Raw genomic sequence first — 13,954 nt, forward strand, 5'->3', positions numbered from 1 at the left:
AAACCCTGGCTATTGCCGTCTGAACTGCTGTTTTCCCTCTTCCGCAAAGGAACTTCCCGCACGTGAAGCGTCAGGATCAGGCCAATCCGGACCGGGGACCAGGATTCCTTGACAAGGGTCTCCCCACCCCTTTTGGATCGGGCGGGGCCCGTCCGGGCCCGCGGCCGAGGGGAGTTTGGATGAGCAGCGAGACGCGCGAGGCGGGGCCCCCCACGTCCACCGTCGAGCACGCGGGGGCGGACGCGTACGCTCCCGAAACCACCGGAACGGCTGACGCCGGGGCCGGGAGCGACGGACAGGGCGGGACTCCCCCGGTCGACGCCGAGGACGACGGCCACAAGACCCGCTCCAACCGCCCCGTGCTGATCGCGGCCGTCGGCTTCCTCGTACTCTGTCTCGGCTTCGCGCTGTTCGGCGTTCTGCGTGGCGGCGGCGAGGGCAAGGCCGAGCCCAAGATCCCCACCGCGCCGGTGACGTACGAGGTGACCGGCGAGGGGACCGTCGACCTCAGCTACCAGGGCGTGAGCGCGCAGGACACGGCGGAGACCGTATCCGGCGCCCGACTGCCCTGGAAGAAGACGGTCGAGGTGCCTCTCGGTCAGACCCCTGTCATCAGCATCACTCTGGGCGGGCAGGGCGGTCAGGCCCGCTGCGCGGTCGCCGTGCGCGGGCGGCACATGCAGAGCGCCACGGCCAGCGGTGGGTTCGGCCGGGCGACCTGCTCGGCGCCCCTGCCCGCGCCGGTACCCGAGGCGTCCAACTGACCTCTTGCCACTCTTGCAGGCATATACGCAGGTCAAAGCACCATTGTGCGAAGCAGGCGCCGTCCCGACCGGGTGTGGTCGGTTTCCTCCGCTGCTGAAGTAGGGTCAGGGACTGGAAACGGAGCCGTGAGCCACCGCGCCGGTCCCCGCCCCTAGGTGAAGGGCTTGCTGGAGGAGCGGGAGCAGGTGGCCCGGGTGGCCGTGGAGGAGCTTCAGGAGGAGGCGGACCGGACCCTGGCCGCTCCTGGTGAGTCGCCGTGGTACCGGAAGATCGTGGAGCTGTTGCGGGACGAGTCCGGGCTCGGTGTGGAGGGTATGCAAACGGCCTCTGACCAGCGCAAATGACCAGATGCTAAATCTTGGACTTGAACAGAGTACGCAGCACTTCGGACTCCTGTAAGACGGTTCCCCGCCTGCTTCCTGCGGGTCAAGGGCGTTGCTCGCTGTACACCGGCACTCCTCACACTCGAAGATGCTCAGGAACATCGTTCCCTCTTGGGCAAGAAGGTTCCCCACCTGCGCTTCCGCGGAAAATGAGGTTGTTGTGCCATCGCCGTCCAAGCACCCGCTCGAGCACCTGCCTCGGAGTGTGCGAGGACTCATGCCGACCAGATGCCGACTTACCTGACGATGTGCCGGGCAAGCACTTCGTCGAGCACGGAGCCATCCTCTGCATCGACCTGGAAGTCGTTCAACGCACCCGGCAGTCCGGGGCTTCATCCGGCTCCAAAGCATTGGGCGGTCGAGTGGACCTGCGACTGCTGCCCCACCGTCGCCTGTGGGGCACTCGATCCGGGCAGCCCTGTGGTTCAAACCAAACCAGGCTCCCGACGGTGACCGGTCGATCGAGATCGCTACCACCTGGTGGGCAGCTGCGTTCCGGCCGCCTGCCCAGACTGCTGCTCCAAGCCGCAAGGCAACGACAAGGAGAAGGCAGTGGAAGAACCCGAGCCGCAGAACGTCCCGCTGCACGTCTCGACAACAACCGGCGCGCTCCCGAGTGATGACAACAGGATGTTCGTCGAGGTACAGCGCGCGGATACGAAAGCGACAGCACTGAGCGGGGGAACCTCAGGCAGCGTCTCGCGGTCCTGCAGGGGGGCCGGTTCCGTGTTCCGTGTTCGAAGACAGCACGTCCCGGCAGGTCCGCAGGCGGTCGCGGACGCCGCCCAGGGTGACGGACAGGCCGGAACGGTGCCGCCGAAACCCGCTCACCGTCGGCTTCGTGCCGTCCAGACCGTGCCTCGGGCCTCGTACTCGAGCATCTCCTCCAGACCGACCGCGGCGTCCGCGCCGAGTTCCCGGCGCACCAGCCACAGGGCGAGGTCCAGTCCGGAGGTGACCCCGCCGGCGGTGACCAGGTCGCCGTCGTCGACCACGCGGGCGTTCTTCAGCACGCCGCCCTGCCGCTCCAGGTCGGCCCGCGCTCGATGATGGGTGGTGCAGGGGCGTCCGGAGGTCAGCCCGGCGGCGGAGAGCAGCATCACGCCCGTGCACAGCGCGCCGACGGTCAGGCCGGGACGGGTCGCGGCGGCCAGGGCCCGAGGCAGGGAGCCGCGCCGGATCTCGGCCCACACTCCGGGATCCTCGCGGCGCGCGTACCCACCACCGGGGACGACGAGGAGTTCCGCCTCCTCGGGGGCCCACCCGTGGTCGACGCGCAGGCGGGTGCCGTAGGCGGCCCCGACGGTACGAGGGCCGTCGAGCGTCACGTAGCGGACCTCCACCTCCCGGTCGGCGAAGTAGCCGGAAGCGGAGAACACCTCGTACGGGGCGGTGAAATCGAGTTCCTCCACACCGTCGAACATGACGACGTGTACGCGTAAAGGACGGTCTCGCCCGGGAGCTCGGGGGACCGCCGCGTCGGCCCGGGTGGCGGCGCCGGCCGTCAGTGTCGCGGCCCCGAGTGCGGTGGTGGCGTGCAGGAGGGTACGGCGGTTCATCTCGGTCGGTACTCCGGTTCTCGGTCGGTCACGGATGGAGGGGAGGCTCGTCCGCCAGGTACGGCGGTGCCGGGTCGTACTGGAGGGCGCGGCGCACGGCGCGGGCGTGCTCGCGCCCGTGCAGGTGGCCGACGAGCCACAGGGTGCTGTCGATGCCGGCGGAGACGCCCTGGCTGGTCAGCAGGTTGCCGTCGACGACATAGCGGGCGTCGCGCACGACGGTGACGTCGCCGCGCCCTTCGAGCGCGTCCTCGTACTGCCAGTGGGTGGCGACCCGGCGGGACCGGGCCGGGCCGGCGGCGTGCAGCAGGAAGGTCCCGGTGCAGACGCCGACCACCCAGGCGGCGCGCGCGGCGGTGTCGGTGAGCCAGTCGGTGACCCGCTCGTTGTGCGGCTCGACCTCCCGGGCGCCGTGACCGCCCGGTACGAGGACGACGTCCAGCGGCGGATGGTCGCCGAGTGTGTGATCCGGCAGTACCCGCATGCCCTGGGAACACCGGACGGGCGCGGAGCGCTCGGCGACGAGCAGGACGTCGTCCGCGCCGTCACGCAGTCCGGAGGAGGTGGTGAACACTTCCCACGGACCGGTGAAGTCGAGTTCCTGCGCCGAGTCGAACAGCAGGATTCCGTAGGTGGTCATGATCAGTTGCCCCAGCGTGCGGCGTCGGCCATGGTCTCCATCCGGGTCCTGTGCGGCGGAACGGATCTCTCCCGCAGCAGTTCGGACGCGATGGAGAAGAGCGGGGCCTTCTCCGGACGGTGCCGTGCCTGGGCGACGATCTCGTCGGTGAGGGTGGTGGCCATGGACAGTCGCGGATAGGCGGTGTGGATCGCGGCCCCGGTGGCGTCGTCGACACAGTCCGTGTTCCAGCCGAAGTCCATGCCGGTCCCCTGGTGCACCAGGACGCACAGGGTGCCGCGGCGCTCGGCGATGCCCGGCGTCGTGTGCAGGGCGACGGCCTCCCAGACGGCGTCGACGTCGGCGGTGGGCAGGCCCTGCGCGGTGAGGAACTCCGCGGCCGTGTCGGCGCCGTCCACCTCGAACCGCTGGTGGCGGTCACCGGCCTGTGTCAGGCCGATGTCGTGCAGGACACAGGCCAGGAACAGCAGCTCCGGATCGTAGTCACGGCCCGGCTCCGCGCCTTGGTGGTCGGCGCGGAGCCGGGCGAACAGCGCGCTGCGGACGCTGTGGTTGGCGGTGGCGGTGGACTCCGTCTCGCGTACCAGGGCCAGCGCGCGGCGGGCGAGGGGAGTGTCGGGGAGCGGCGGGACGCCGGTGGTCATCTCGTCGGTCATGACATCGATGATCGTCCGCGCCAACTTCCGGTGACAGTGGCAGACTTGCCTCTATGCGAGAGGAAACTGCCACCCCCGCCGCACCGCACCGAGTGGCGGTACTGGTCATGGACGACGTGCTGCCCCTGGACCTGGGCATCCCGGCCCAGGTCTTCATCGCCGTGCCCGGTGCCCCCTATGAGCTGACCCTGTGCGGACGGACAGCGGGGTCGGTCCCGACCGCGGCGGGGTTCGCCGTGACGGTGACGGCCGGGCTGGAAGCGGTACGCGGCGCGGACACCGTGGTGGTCCCGGGGTACGCACCGCACCTGCGGGAGCTCCCGCAGGACGTGCTCGCCGCACTGGCCGAGGCCCACGCCCGGGGCCGGCGGCTGGTGTCCATCTGCACCGGCGCGTTCGCACTGGCGGCAGCCGGGATCCTGGACGGCCGCAAGGCCACCACCCACTGGCAGTACACCGAGGAACTGGCGGCGCGGTATCCGAGGGTGTCGGTGGACCCGCGCGTGCTCTACGTGGACGAGGGACAGGTGCTGACCTCGGCGGGCGTCGCCGCCGGCATCGACCTGTGCCTGCACCTGGTGCGACGCGACCTGGGCGCACGGACGGCGAACAAGGTGGCGCGCGCCCTGGTCTCCGCTCCCCACCGCGACGGCGGGCAGGCGCAGTACATCAGACGGCCGCTGGCCCCCGACACGTACGGCGTCACCCTCGCGCCCACCCGGACGTGGGCCCTGACCCGTCTGCACGAGCCGCTGACGGTCCCACTGCTCGCCGCGCACGCTCACATGGCGCCGCGGACCTTCGCCCGGCGGTTCGTCGCCGAGACCGGCACAACTCCCCTGCGGTGGCTGCTCGCCGCCCGGCTCGACCGTGCCCGGGAACTCCTGGAGAGCACCGGACTCGCCGTCGACCACATAGCCGACCGATGTGGTCTGGGCAGCCCTTCGAACCTCCGGCTGCACTTCCGGCGCACCCTCGGGACGACACCCACCGCCTATCGCGCGGCGTTCGCCCCGACGGCACGGCCGAACTCCGCTCAGGCGCACACCCCGACGACGGCCACCGGCCCGGCGGCCGCCTCGCCGTCCCGGACGGGAACGACGCACCGGGACCCCGCCCGCACGGTGATCGTCATCGATCCGGTCCGTACGGAGACCGCCGGCCTCGCCGGCATCCACCTCCAGGTCGGGCCCGGCACCGACGCCTGATGCCTGGCCGGCCTCCTCGGCGTCCTGGTCCAGGAAGACCTTCTCGACCACGCCTTCCTCACCGCCCGCACCACCGGCGCCGAAACCGTCATCGAGCAGTTGGGGACGGTGGATGTCGCCCGCCGCGCGCGGACCTGCGACGTGGACGAGGACCTGCTGCGCCCGACGGCCCGCGTCATCGGCACCGCCTCCAGCGTGTCGGCGTACGGGGCCCTGGGCGTGCGGCAGGGTCCCGACAGCACGCCGGTGTCCTACCTCAACAAGCTGACCTGGCTGCTGACAGGGAACTTCGCCGAGCCCGGCGCCATGCAGCCGGGCTCGTGGATCGCCCCGCCGACCCGATACCCGACCCGCCCGCGCCACGCGCCACCACGGCGTGCGGCAGCGGCTTGGCCGGACGGTCGCGGTGATGTCCGGATCGATGACGGCCTGGTCGTCGGCGGAGCCGGTGTCCACGAAGACCCCGGCCGACCCCCGCGTCGAGGGCGGCGAGGCCGACCGTCAGCCCTCCGACCGCGGCGAGCGGTCCTTCCACACCCTCGCGGGTCCGGAGATCGGCGCGTACGGGACGTACCCGCGCATCCGTCTCCCGCAGGCGGCGCGCGGCGGACTCCAGCCGTTCGTCCTCGGCGTCGACCACGAGGTCGTGGCCGTGCCCGGTGAACTGCCGGGCCAGTTCGTATCCGATCCCGCCGGAAGCGCCGGTGATCAGGGCGAGAGACCGTGTGCCGGTCCTGTCGGCCTGGTGCCCCACGGGCGAATCGCCGACCGGTCGTCCGGCCGGGGAACCGGCCCAGGGCGAGGCCGTCACCGTCGGCGCCGACGACGGCGCGCAGGAGATCCTGCGCACGATGAGCGCACACGAGGTGCGGCGCCTGCTGGTGATCGACGGTCACGGCATGGCTGCCCTTGGGCCGGTCGGGCCCGGAAGTCATCCGAGTTCGTCCACGCCTCGCCCGCAACGCGCACAGGGGTATGCGCACGTTGCGGGCCACTGCACGGGATGCGCGAGCGGGCGGCGCTCGGAGCGCTGGTGAAGCGGCCGGCTCCCGGGACCGATCTGCTCAGCCGCCGCTCTTGCGCCTGAACGACCGCTGGCTCGCAGCCGGGCCGTGCGCCGCACGCACCTTCGACGCATCCGGGTTGGCGGCGACAGCGGCGGCGTCCGCCTGCGCGCCGCGCTTGCGTGCCAGGGCTTCGCGGAACTTGCGCTTGAGGTCGTAGTTGCCGTCGCTGTCCGGCGCCAGAGGTGGCGCCTCGGGGGCAGCCGGCTCCGAACCTTCCGTCGACACGGGCTCTGCGGTCATGGTGACCTCCTGGGTTCGGGGGGACGGGCAAGCACAGCTTGTCATGCCGGGCGCGGTGCGGGGCGCCGACGACATCATCCTGCTCCGTTTCGACGGGTGTCCCTCTCGCGGTCGAGGGCGTTCGCCTGGTGAGTGAGGCGCACAGGACGGCTTCGGGCCGGGCCGAGGGTTGCCGATCCCGTGGCCAGGACGTTCACTCCCCGACCGCCTCGCGTATCCCGCGACCGTCCGCTGACCGAGTTCCTGGTGGGCCTCGGCAACGGACTGCTCCGTCTTCTTTCCCTCTGCGTGGACCCACGTCAGGGCGCCGGGCGGGGCAGCAGGGGCAGGTAGGCAAGCCGGACACCGTCCGGCCCCATGCTGACCATTTGCTGGCCCGGAGGCGGCAATCAGGACTCTGACCTGCGGAAACGATCAAACGCTAGATCTTGGACCTGAACATGGCGCGCAGCATGCCGGACTCCTGGAAGACGGCTCCCTGCCTGCTTCTGCAGGTCAAGGGCGTTCTTGAGCCTCCGCAGGCACGCGTCGGACGCAAGGACTGTGAGGAACATCGCTCCACGGCGAGGAGAAGGCTTCCTGCCTGCGTTTCCGCACGAACCAGACCGACGTGATCCCACCGACCAGGCGTCGGTTCGGACAGCCGTCCCGGAACATGCGGGGACTAATGAGTTCCCCGGCGCCTCGATGGTCAGCGGGCTTCGCTGAGCCGGAACGCACGCAGGAGATCGAGTTGGTCGGCGCCGCGGGTTCCCGGGGCCGCTGTGTAGGTGACGATGCGCAGGTCGGCTCCCGGCACGGTCAGCACGTCGCAGTCCAGGGTGACGTCGCCGAGCTCGGGATGGCTGATCGTCTTCAGGTCTCCGGTCAGCTGCTCCATGCCCGCCACGGCCCACAGTTCACCGAAGAACGGCGAGGCCCTGCGCAACCCGTCCACGAGTGCGGCCAGCTCCGGGTCGGCCGGGTAGCGGGCGACCGCTTCGCGCAGGTCCGCGACGATCGCCGTCTCGAACGCGTCCTGTCCGGCCGCCGATGAGACGGGGCGCAGGTGCCAGCGCCCCTCCCCCGTGCCGAAGAGTGCGCGGGCGAGGTTGCGTTCGGCGGGCGGCAGGCCGGACGGGTCGCCGTGCAGAGCCGTCCACATGTCGTTCCACCACAGCAGGCTCCAGTCGGCGGCGAACACGCCGATGGGGAGGTCACCGAGGCGGACGACGAGACGGCGGATGCTCGGCGGCACGTGAGTGCCGACGGTGTGGTCGCGCGGGGCGAGCAGGCCGGCGGCGCGGAAGAGCTGGTCGCGTTCGGCCGGGGTGAGCCGCAGCGCGCGGGCGACGGCCGAGACCACCTGCGCGCTGGGATGGGTGGCCCGGCCCTGCTCCAGGCGCAGCACGTACTCCACGGAGAGGCCGGCGAGCTCGGCGAGTTCCTCGCGGCGCAGGCCGGGGGCTCGTCGGCGGGCCGGCCGGGCGTAGCCGGCGTCGGCCGGGTCGAGGCGGTCGCGCCAGCCGCGCAGCGAGGCGCCGAAGCTCAGGTCGCTCACTCCTTCATGATGCCATCGGGCGTTTCCCGCACCACGGTCACCATCCTGGTGAGTGCGGCGCGCATGTAGCGGGTCCAGAGCGGCTTGAACGGCCCCGCGACGATCCAGCGGCGGCCCGGCAGCGGCCGGAAGTCGTACGTCCACCGGATCGACGTGCCGGTGCCGTCGGGCAGGAACGACCACTCGCCGCGCACCCCGGAGACCAGCTTGGCCAGCACGTTGGTGAAGCCACTCAGCTCATAGGCGAACCCGTGCCCCTCCGCGAGCTCGGTAAGCCGCTCGTCGGCCTTGGAGCCGTCGGTGAACCAGGTCTGGCGCGACGTCCCCGGCCGGTTCCAGATGCCGGTCCGGTCGCGCACCTCCGCGACGCCGGGGACGGTCCCCATGGCTTGAACACCTGGGCGAGGTCGATCGGCACGATGACCTGGTAGGTGTGCGCGGGGCTGGACGTCGTACGGACGAAGACGGTGACCGGAACACTCGTTTTGGTCATGGCACGAGCATCGCGGCCGGCGCCTGCCCGAGGCAGACACCTGTCAGTACACACCCTCGCGGTCTCGTCGTGTTCGCCGTGTGCCGTCCCGCCCACCACCCACCACAGCGGCCGACGCGTCGCTGTCATGGGCCCACGCCGCTTCCAATGCCGCGATCACGCGCATGACCTGGTCCGCGGTCAGTTCCGGCGCCGTGACGGCACCGTGGCCGCGCACGGCACCGTGGCTCACTTCCGACAGGTGCTTCACGCCTGGGCGGTGGGGCGGACGACGATGTCTCCCACGTCGACACCCTCGGGCTGCTCGATGGCGAACGCGATGGCGCGGGCCACCGCGTCCGGCGGCAGCCCCATCTGTTCCATCTGTTCGACGATCCGCTCCCGCAGCGCCGGGAGCATGGAGTCCGCGAAGTCCGTGCGGACGAATCCCGGGGAGACGACGGTGACCCGCAGGCTGTCCCCGGCCTCCTGCCGCAACCCCTCGGAGACGGCGCGGACGGCGTTCTTCGTGCCGGCGTACACCGACATCGTGGGGCTGATGCTCAGCCCCGCCACGGACGCCGTGTGGACGAAGTGCCCGAACCCCTGCTCACGGAAGACGGGCAGCGCGGCCGCGATCCCGTACAGCACGCCCTTGAGATTGACGTCGATCATCTCCTCCCAGTCCTCGACGCGGAGTTCGTCCAGGGGAGAGATCAGGCCGACGCCCGCATTGCTGACCAGGACATCGAGCCTTCCGAAGCGTTCGCGCGCCACGCGGACGAGGCCGGCGAGATCCGCGCGCCGTGTCACGTCCGTGCGGGCCCAGCCCGCCTGGCCACCGGCCCGCTCGATGCGGGCGGCCAGCGCCTGAAGTCGCTCCGTACGACGTGCTCCCAGAACGACTCTGGCACCCCGCCCGGCGAGCAGGAGCGCGGTCGCCTCACCGATACCACCGCCCGCGCCCGTGATGGCCACGACCTTGCCTGCGATTCCGGACATGCTGAAAAGCCCCTTCGGACGGTGCTGTCAGAACACGCGCGAGGGCTGCGGTGCGCGTGCCCTAGAATGAAAGTGGAGGTACCTCCACTTAGAACCACCGTAAGTGGCGACGCCTCCACTTGGCAACCGTGACCTTGAAAGGCCCCCGATGCCCCGCGACCCACACCGTCCGCTGCGGGCCGACGCCCAGCGCAACCGGGACAGGATCCTGGCCGCCGCGGTGCGCGTCTTCACCGAAGAGGGACTGGACGCCCACTTCGAACGCATCGCCAAGGAAGCGGGCGTCGGCAGCGGCACCCTCTACCGCAACTTCCCCACGCGCGAGGCCCTCGTCGAGGCGGCCTACCGCAGTGAACTGGCCCGGCTGTGCGACGCCGTCCCCGGCCTGCTGGCCGCCATGCCGCCCCACGAGGCCCTGCGCGCGTGGACGCGACACTTCATGGACTACGTCACGGCCAAGTTCGGCATGGCCGACGCCCTGCAAGCCGTTGTCGCTTCGGGCACCGACCCGTACAACGAGAGCCACCGGATGATCCAGGCGGCCCTCGCCTCCCTCATGGAGGCCGGTACCACGGCCGGTGAGATCCGCTCCGACATCAGCCCGGCCGACATGTTCGCCGCCCTCACCGGCATCGCCCTCACCTCGGCCAGACCTGACCAGCGCGATCAGGCCGAGCGCCTCATCGACCTCACTCTGGACGGACTGCGCCCCGTGCCACCACAGCCCGGCGAACTCTGACCGCCGGCTCATCGACCGGCGCACGGTTCCGCCCGCGGGCGCGGGCCGCCTCCCGCACCGCCGTCCTGCTCGACCGAGCCACGAAGCGAACCCTCTCGAACGGGGGGCAGACATGCGCGCTCAGGGCCCGCCGCGGTGGCCATCAGGCCGGCAAGCCGGAACGCTCCCGCGCCCGGTGTTGACCATGTGCTGACCCGAGCGACCCGATCATGTCCCTGAACTGCATGAAGGGAGTGAGGACGGGGCAGACGAGCCGCCTGGACACAGGGAGGACGCCATGACCATGACGGAGCAGCCGGTCGAGACGACGGGGGAGGAAACCGCCTGCTGCGCGCGCCACGACAGCCACGGCCCGGGCCCCGGTGCCGAAGCGCCGGAAACACCGCGTGAACGGGTCAACCGCCGCTGGAACGAGATCCTGCAGGAGACGCGGGTCACCCAGACCGGCGTGCAGATCCTCTTCGGGTTCCTGCTCAGTGTGGCCTTCACCCCGCTGTTCCGGGAGCTGGGGACACTGGACCACGCCATCTACGTCACCACCGTGGTACTCGGTGCCGCGGCCACCGGATCACTCATAGCGCCCGTCTCCATCCACCGCTTCCTGTCCGGACAGCGGATGAAGGACGAGGTGGTGGATGCCGCCTGCCGCTTGATGATGTGCGGCATGGTCCTCCTCGCGCTGACCATCGGCTGCACACTCCTGCTGATCCTCCGTTTCGTGGTCCCCGGCGTCCTCGCCGAAGTACTCGTCGGCGCGGTCATGCTGTGGTTCGGCCTGTGCTGGTACGCACTGCCACTACGCCTGCGGCACCGCGCCGCCCGGCGCTCGCGCACCGGCGGCTCATGACGCTCCGGCGGTACACGGGGGGCGGGGCGCCTCCGGCTCGTCGCCGAGGACGGCCTTGCCCGTCAGGAGTTTCCTCCAGGTGCCGTGTTCCGGCACCCGGTGCGGCGGGTACTCATGCGTGACCTCCGGTTTCATTCACGTACGGCGCTTTCGTCCGGGACGCCTGTCACCGGTCACGACATCCGCGGACCGTCGGCACGGAAGGCGGCACACCAGTGAGCACACGACGTGGCACGGCCCTGGTGACGGGAGCCTCCTCCGGCATCGGCGCGGCCTACGCCGGACGGCTGGCCTCCCAGGGGTGGGACACTGTCCTCGTGGCCAGAAGGGCGCAGCGGCTCGACGACCTCGCGCGGCGGCTGCGTGAGGCGACGGACACCGCGGTGGAGACCCTCGTGGCCGATCTGTCCGAACCCGACGGCCTGGCACGGGTGACGCGGCGTGCGGCGGGCGACGACATCGGATTCCTCCTCAACAACGCGGGGATCAACGGCTACGGTCCGTTCGCCGGACTCGAACCGGAACTCATGAAGAAGATCCTCGACATCAACGTCCTCGCCGTCACCGCGCTCACGCGGGCCGCGGTCCCGGCCATGCTGGAACGCGGGCGCGGCACCCTGGTCAACGTGGCCTCGCAGCTGGCCTTCGCGGGCGCGCTGCCGCCGCGTCCGCTGCCCGAACGCGCGGTGTACGGCGGCACCAAGGGCTATGTGGTCACCTTCACCCGCACGCTCGCCGCCGAACTCGCCGGCACACCACTGCGGATCCAGGTGCTGTGCCCCGGGCTGACCGCCACCGAGTTCCACCGGTCGCGTGGTGACAAGCCCGTGCCGGGGCGGGACCCGTCCGTGCACGAGGACGGCGGCATGCCCGTGGACCAGGTCGTCGACGCGTCACTGGCCGCGCTGGACACCGGCGAGGTGGTGTGTGTACCGGGGCTCGGGGACCCGGCCCTGATCGACGGTCTGGCGGAGGCCGAACTGGCGATCCGTACGGCGGCCCGCCGGGGCGGGAGCTGACCCGGCTCGTCCGCACGGCGGACGACCGCGTACGGCGTGCGTCCGGCGTGACATCCGACGGCTCGGGTACCACGGACGACCAGGAGGGAACGTCATGACACGCGTGAAGCGGTACGCCGTAGCCGCCACCGGACAGTGGACGGACCAGGAAGAGGGCCGTCGCCGGCTGCCCGCGGGCGAGGTGCATGCCTGGGAGCCGGGCCTGAACCAGACCGTTTGCGGGTTGTCCCTGAGCCGCTCGGAACTGATCCGTTTTCCGCATGTGGTCTGGCAGGACACCTTCCCCGAATCCGGAGGCGCGGCGGACCGCGTCCGGCGCGTGTGCCCCCGCTGTGCCTCCGTCGCAGGACGCCGCGGCAGCGATGCCCGTCCCCGGTGGCACCGCACGAACCCCCGGCCGTGAGCGACCGGGCGGCCGGGCAGTCCACCGCGGACCATGGCGTCCTCGCCCCGGCCGTGCCGGACCGGGCCGGCGGGCCGGGGCGCCGTCGCCTTGCCGGGCCGGCCGTCAGTGGCCGGCGGTGACGCCGGAGAGTTCGTTCGTGCTCTTCGGCAGGGTCACCGACGCCAGTTTCCCGCCGGTCTCGATGTCGACGGCGTGGAGCCTCCGCTCGCCCGGTTCGGAGACGTACGCGGTGTGGTCGCGGACGAAGAGGGTGGGGCGGGGCTGCTGCCAGTCGAGGGGTTCCTGCCACGCGTCGACGACGGGGATCTCCTTCTCCACCTCGCCGGTCGCGGGGTCGATGACGTGGAGGGTTCCGTTCGTGCCGAGGACGAGCGCCTCGCCGTGCGGTCCGCGTCCGAGTGAGCGGAAGGAGTAGCTGGTGCCGAGGTCGACCAGGCGCAGCTTCGCGGTCCGGGTGTCGATGAGGGAGACGCGGGTCGGCCGTTCCAGCTCGGCGTCCGGGTCGGTCTTGTAGTCGCCCAGGAGGACCGGTGACGCGTCGCTCCCCGCCTGGTTGCCGATGCGGCCGTAGTCGTCGGGGGCGTCGACCTTGGTGAACTCGCCGTCCTTGTAGATCAGGACGCCGTCCTCGCAGCCGACGGCGACGGCCTCGCCCTGGGCCGCGGCCTCGCCGTGGACGCCGGGGCAGTTCTCGTTGCGCGCGATCTCCTTGTCGTTCTTGTCCAGCACCAGCGCGCCGGTGCGCTTCTCCTCGGTGCCGAGGGTGGTGAGGAGTTCGCCGTTGCTCAGTTCGATGGCGACGCCGTGGTGCGCCTCGGCGGAGGTGTAGGTGCGTCCTTCCGGCTTCTTGCCACTGCTCAGGCCGGCGGGGTCGAAGACGTTGACCTCTCCGGTGCCGTCGGTGAAGAGCACTGTCTTGCCGGCGTGCCGTACGACGTGTCCGGGCTTGGCTCCCTCGTAGGTGATGCCGGTGAGGGTCTGCCCGGTGGCGTCGAGGACGCGGAAGCCCGCGTCGGTGGAGACGATGACGTGGTCGTCGTCTCCGGCGGGGTTGACCCGGTTGAAGCCGGGCAGCTCGATGGTCCCGGTGAGTTCGAGGCTCTCGCCGTCCAGGATGTACAGGCCCCCGTCGAAGGTGGCGACCAGCGGGTCCTTGACGTCGCCTGCGGGTGTGGCGCCGGGCGTCGCCTTCGCCGCCTTCGCCGCCTTCGTGTCGGACGAGGCACTGTCCCCTCCCCCGCAGGCGGTCAGGACCGCGGACACCGCGAGGGCGAGGGCCGTACCGGAGACGGCTCTGTTGCGTATCGACTTGTTCACTGTGTGTGTTTCCTTCCGGCCGCGCGGGCGCGGCGTCGGTGTGGTGGTGATGAGTGGTGGGTGGTGTCGGCCGGTCGTGCCGGTCCGGCACGGT

17 protein-coding genes are annotated in these 13,954 nt (G+C 71.1%); 7 read left to right on the top strand and 10 right to left on the bottom strand.

The annotated features are described in order from the left end of the window. Nucleotides 1-179: 179 nt before the first annotated feature. Together ACF1DX_RS15720 and ACF1DX_RS15725 are read left to right on the top strand one after the other, a co-directional pair. A complete protein-coding gene (locus ACF1DX_RS15720; protein ID WP_391791730.1) occupies nucleotides 180-764 on the top strand; it encodes a hypothetical protein in 585 nt (194 codons plus the stop codon). A gap of 165 nt (nucleotides 765-929) precedes the next feature. Further along, nucleotides 930-1,109 (top strand): hypothetical protein, encoded by a 180-nt coding sequence (locus ACF1DX_RS15725; RefSeq protein ID WP_391791731.1) that lies wholly within the window; start codon nucleotides 930-932, stop codon nucleotides 1,107-1,109. Nucleotides 1,110-1,975: 866 nt separating this feature from the next. Here the strand turns inward: ACF1DX_RS15725 and ACF1DX_RS15730 are convergent. The 3 genes from ACF1DX_RS15730 to ACF1DX_RS15740 are packed head-to-tail and all read right to left on the bottom strand — an operon-like array spanning nucleotide 1,976 to nucleotide 4,003. Beyond that, entirely contained in the window at nucleotides 1,976-2,707 is a 732-nt protein-coding gene (locus ACF1DX_RS15730; protein WP_391791732.1) for a DJ-1/PfpI family protein, read from the bottom strand. 28 nt (nucleotides 2,708-2,735) lie between these two features. Continuing rightward, entirely contained in the window at nucleotides 2,736-3,347 is a 612-nt protein-coding gene (locus tag ACF1DX_RS15735) for a DJ-1/PfpI family protein (protein WP_391791733.1), read from the bottom strand. 2 nt (nucleotides 3,348-3,349) lie between these two features. Further along, nucleotides 3,350-4,003 carry an HD domain-containing protein gene (locus tag ACF1DX_RS15740; protein WP_391791734.1) on the bottom strand — a complete coding sequence of 218 codons (654 nt, stop codon included), beginning with the start codon at nucleotides 4,001-4,003 and terminating at the stop codon, nucleotides 3,350-3,352. Nucleotides 4,004-4,056: 53 nt separating this feature from the next. On the opposite strand from ACF1DX_RS15740, the gene ACF1DX_RS15745 reads away from it, so the two are divergent. Next, entirely contained in the window at nucleotides 4,057-5,211 is a 1,155-nt protein-coding gene (locus ACF1DX_RS15745) for a helix-turn-helix domain-containing protein (protein ID WP_391791735.1), read from the top strand. A 256-nt stretch (nucleotides 5,212-5,467) separates the two neighbouring features. Here the strand turns inward: ACF1DX_RS15745 and ACF1DX_RS15750 are convergent, their stop codons facing one another. From ACF1DX_RS15750 to ACF1DX_RS15775, 6 genes are all read right to left on the bottom strand, one after another. Further along, nucleotides 5,468-6,061 (bottom strand): SDR family NAD(P)-dependent oxidoreductase, encoded by a 594-nt coding sequence (locus ACF1DX_RS15750; RefSeq protein WP_391791736.1) that lies wholly within the window; start codon nucleotides 6,059-6,061, stop codon nucleotides 5,468-5,470. Between the two features lie 214 nt (nucleotides 6,062-6,275). Beyond that, on the bottom strand, nucleotides 6,276-6,518 hold the full coding sequence (locus tag ACF1DX_RS15755; protein WP_391791737.1) for a DUF5302 domain-containing protein: 243 nt from the start codon (nucleotides 6,516-6,518) through the stop codon (nucleotides 6,276-6,278). Between the two features lie 691 nt (nucleotides 6,519-7,209). Then, nucleotides 7,210-8,058: a helix-turn-helix domain-containing protein gene (locus ACF1DX_RS15760; RefSeq protein WP_391791738.1), complete on the bottom strand. Its 849-nt coding sequence runs from the start codon at nucleotides 8,056-8,058 to the stop codon at nucleotides 7,210-7,212. Further along, nucleotides 8,055-8,444 carry an SRPBCC family protein gene (locus tag ACF1DX_RS15765; protein WP_391791739.1) on the bottom strand — a complete coding sequence of 130 codons (390 nt, stop codon included), beginning with the start codon at nucleotides 8,442-8,444 and terminating at the stop codon, nucleotides 8,055-8,057. The genes ACF1DX_RS15760 and ACF1DX_RS15765 overlap by 4 nt, the downstream gene beginning before the upstream one ends. 150 nt (nucleotides 8,445-8,594) lie before the next feature. Continuing rightward, nucleotides 8,595-8,801, bottom strand: a complete 207-nt coding sequence (locus ACF1DX_RS15770; RefSeq protein WP_391791740.1) for a hypothetical protein — start codon at nucleotides 8,799-8,801, stop codon at nucleotides 8,595-8,597. Beyond that, complete coding sequence (locus tag ACF1DX_RS15775) at nucleotides 8,798-9,532, bottom strand: SDR family oxidoreductase (RefSeq protein WP_391791741.1); 735 nt, start codon at nucleotides 9,530-9,532, stop codon at nucleotides 8,798-8,800. Before ACF1DX_RS15775 ends, ACF1DX_RS15770 begins: the two co-directional genes overlap by 4 nt. Before the next feature lie 148 nt (nucleotides 9,533-9,680). Between ACF1DX_RS15775 and ACF1DX_RS15780 the strand changes: the two genes are divergently transcribed. The 4 genes from ACF1DX_RS15780 to ACF1DX_RS15795 all read left to right on the top strand — a co-directional run bounded on the left by ACF1DX_RS15780 (nucleotide 9,681) and on the right by ACF1DX_RS15795 (nucleotide 12,540). Further along, nucleotides 9,681-10,271: a TetR/AcrR family transcriptional regulator gene (locus tag ACF1DX_RS15780; protein ID WP_391791742.1), complete on the top strand. Its 591-nt coding sequence runs from the start codon at nucleotides 9,681-9,683 to the stop codon at nucleotides 10,269-10,271. Nucleotides 10,272-10,548: 277 nt separating this feature from the next. Then, nucleotides 10,549-11,118 carry a DUF6328 family protein gene (locus tag ACF1DX_RS15785; protein ID WP_391791743.1) on the top strand — a complete coding sequence of 190 codons (570 nt, stop codon included), beginning with the start codon at nucleotides 10,549-10,551 and terminating at the stop codon, nucleotides 11,116-11,118. Nucleotides 11,119-11,333: 215 nt separating this feature from the next. After that, nucleotides 11,334-12,137 (top strand): SDR family NAD(P)-dependent oxidoreductase, encoded by an 804-nt coding sequence (locus ACF1DX_RS15790; RefSeq protein WP_391791744.1) that lies wholly within the window; start codon nucleotides 11,334-11,336, stop codon nucleotides 12,135-12,137. A gap of 94 nt (nucleotides 12,138-12,231) precedes the next feature. After that, nucleotides 12,232-12,540: a hypothetical protein gene (locus ACF1DX_RS15795; RefSeq protein ID WP_030872040.1), complete on the top strand. Its 309-nt coding sequence runs from the start codon at nucleotides 12,232-12,234 to the stop codon at nucleotides 12,538-12,540. Between the two features lie 105 nt (nucleotides 12,541-12,645). On the opposite strand, the gene aztD is transcribed toward ACF1DX_RS15795, so the two are convergent. Further along, on the bottom strand, nucleotides 12,646-13,860 hold the full coding sequence (gene aztD, locus ACF1DX_RS15800) for a zinc metallochaperone AztD (protein ID WP_391791745.1): 1,215 nt from the start codon (nucleotides 13,858-13,860) through the stop codon (nucleotides 12,646-12,648). Nucleotides 13,861-13,954: the final 94 nt, after the last annotated feature.

The organism is Streptomyces sp. NPDC014676, assembly GCF_043084105.1.
Classification (GTDB): Bacteria; Actinomycetota; Actinomycetes; order Streptomycetales; family Streptomycetaceae; genus Streptomyces.

Excerpts from the sequence above, each read along its gene's own strand:
- ACF1DX_RS15730 (WP_391791732.1), bottom strand. The coding sequence starts at position 2,707 with ATGAACCGCCGTACCCTCCTGCACGCCACCACCGCACTCGGGGCCGCG.
- ACF1DX_RS15775 (WP_391791741.1), bottom strand. The coding sequence starts at position 9,532 with ATGTCCGGAATCGCAGGCAAGGTCGTGGCCATCACGGGCGCGGGCGGT.
- ACF1DX_RS15735 (WP_391791733.1), bottom strand. The coding sequence starts at position 3,347 with ATGACCACCTACGGAATCCTGCTGTTCGACTCGGCGCAGGAACTCGAC.
- ACF1DX_RS15795 (WP_030872040.1), top strand. The coding sequence starts at position 12,232 with ATGACACGCGTGAAGCGGTACGCCGTAGCCGCCACCGGACAGTGGACG.
- ACF1DX_RS15745 (WP_391791735.1), top strand. The coding sequence starts at position 4,057 with ATGCGAGAGGAAACTGCCACCCCCGCCGCACCGCACCGAGTGGCGGTA.
- ACF1DX_RS15740 (WP_391791734.1), bottom strand. The coding sequence starts at position 4,003 with ATGACCGACGAGATGACCACCGGCGTCCCGCCGCTCCCCGACACTCCC.
- ACF1DX_RS15765 (WP_391791739.1), bottom strand. The coding sequence starts at position 8,444 with ATGGGGACCGTCCCCGGCGTCGCGGAGGTGCGCGACCGGACCGGCATC.
- ACF1DX_RS15720 (WP_391791730.1), top strand. The coding sequence starts at position 180 with ATGAGCAGCGAGACGCGCGAGGCGGGGCCCCCCACGTCCACCGTCGAG.
- ACF1DX_RS15780 (WP_391791742.1), top strand. The coding sequence starts at position 9,681 with ATGCCCCGCGACCCACACCGTCCGCTGCGGGCCGACGCCCAGCGCAAC.
- ACF1DX_RS15755 (WP_391791737.1), bottom strand. The coding sequence starts at position 6,518 with ATGACCGCAGAGCCCGTGTCGACGGAAGGTTCGGAGCCGGCTGCCCCC.
- ACF1DX_RS15785 (WP_391791743.1), top strand. The coding sequence starts at position 10,549 with ATGACCATGACGGAGCAGCCGGTCGAGACGACGGGGGAGGAAACCGCC.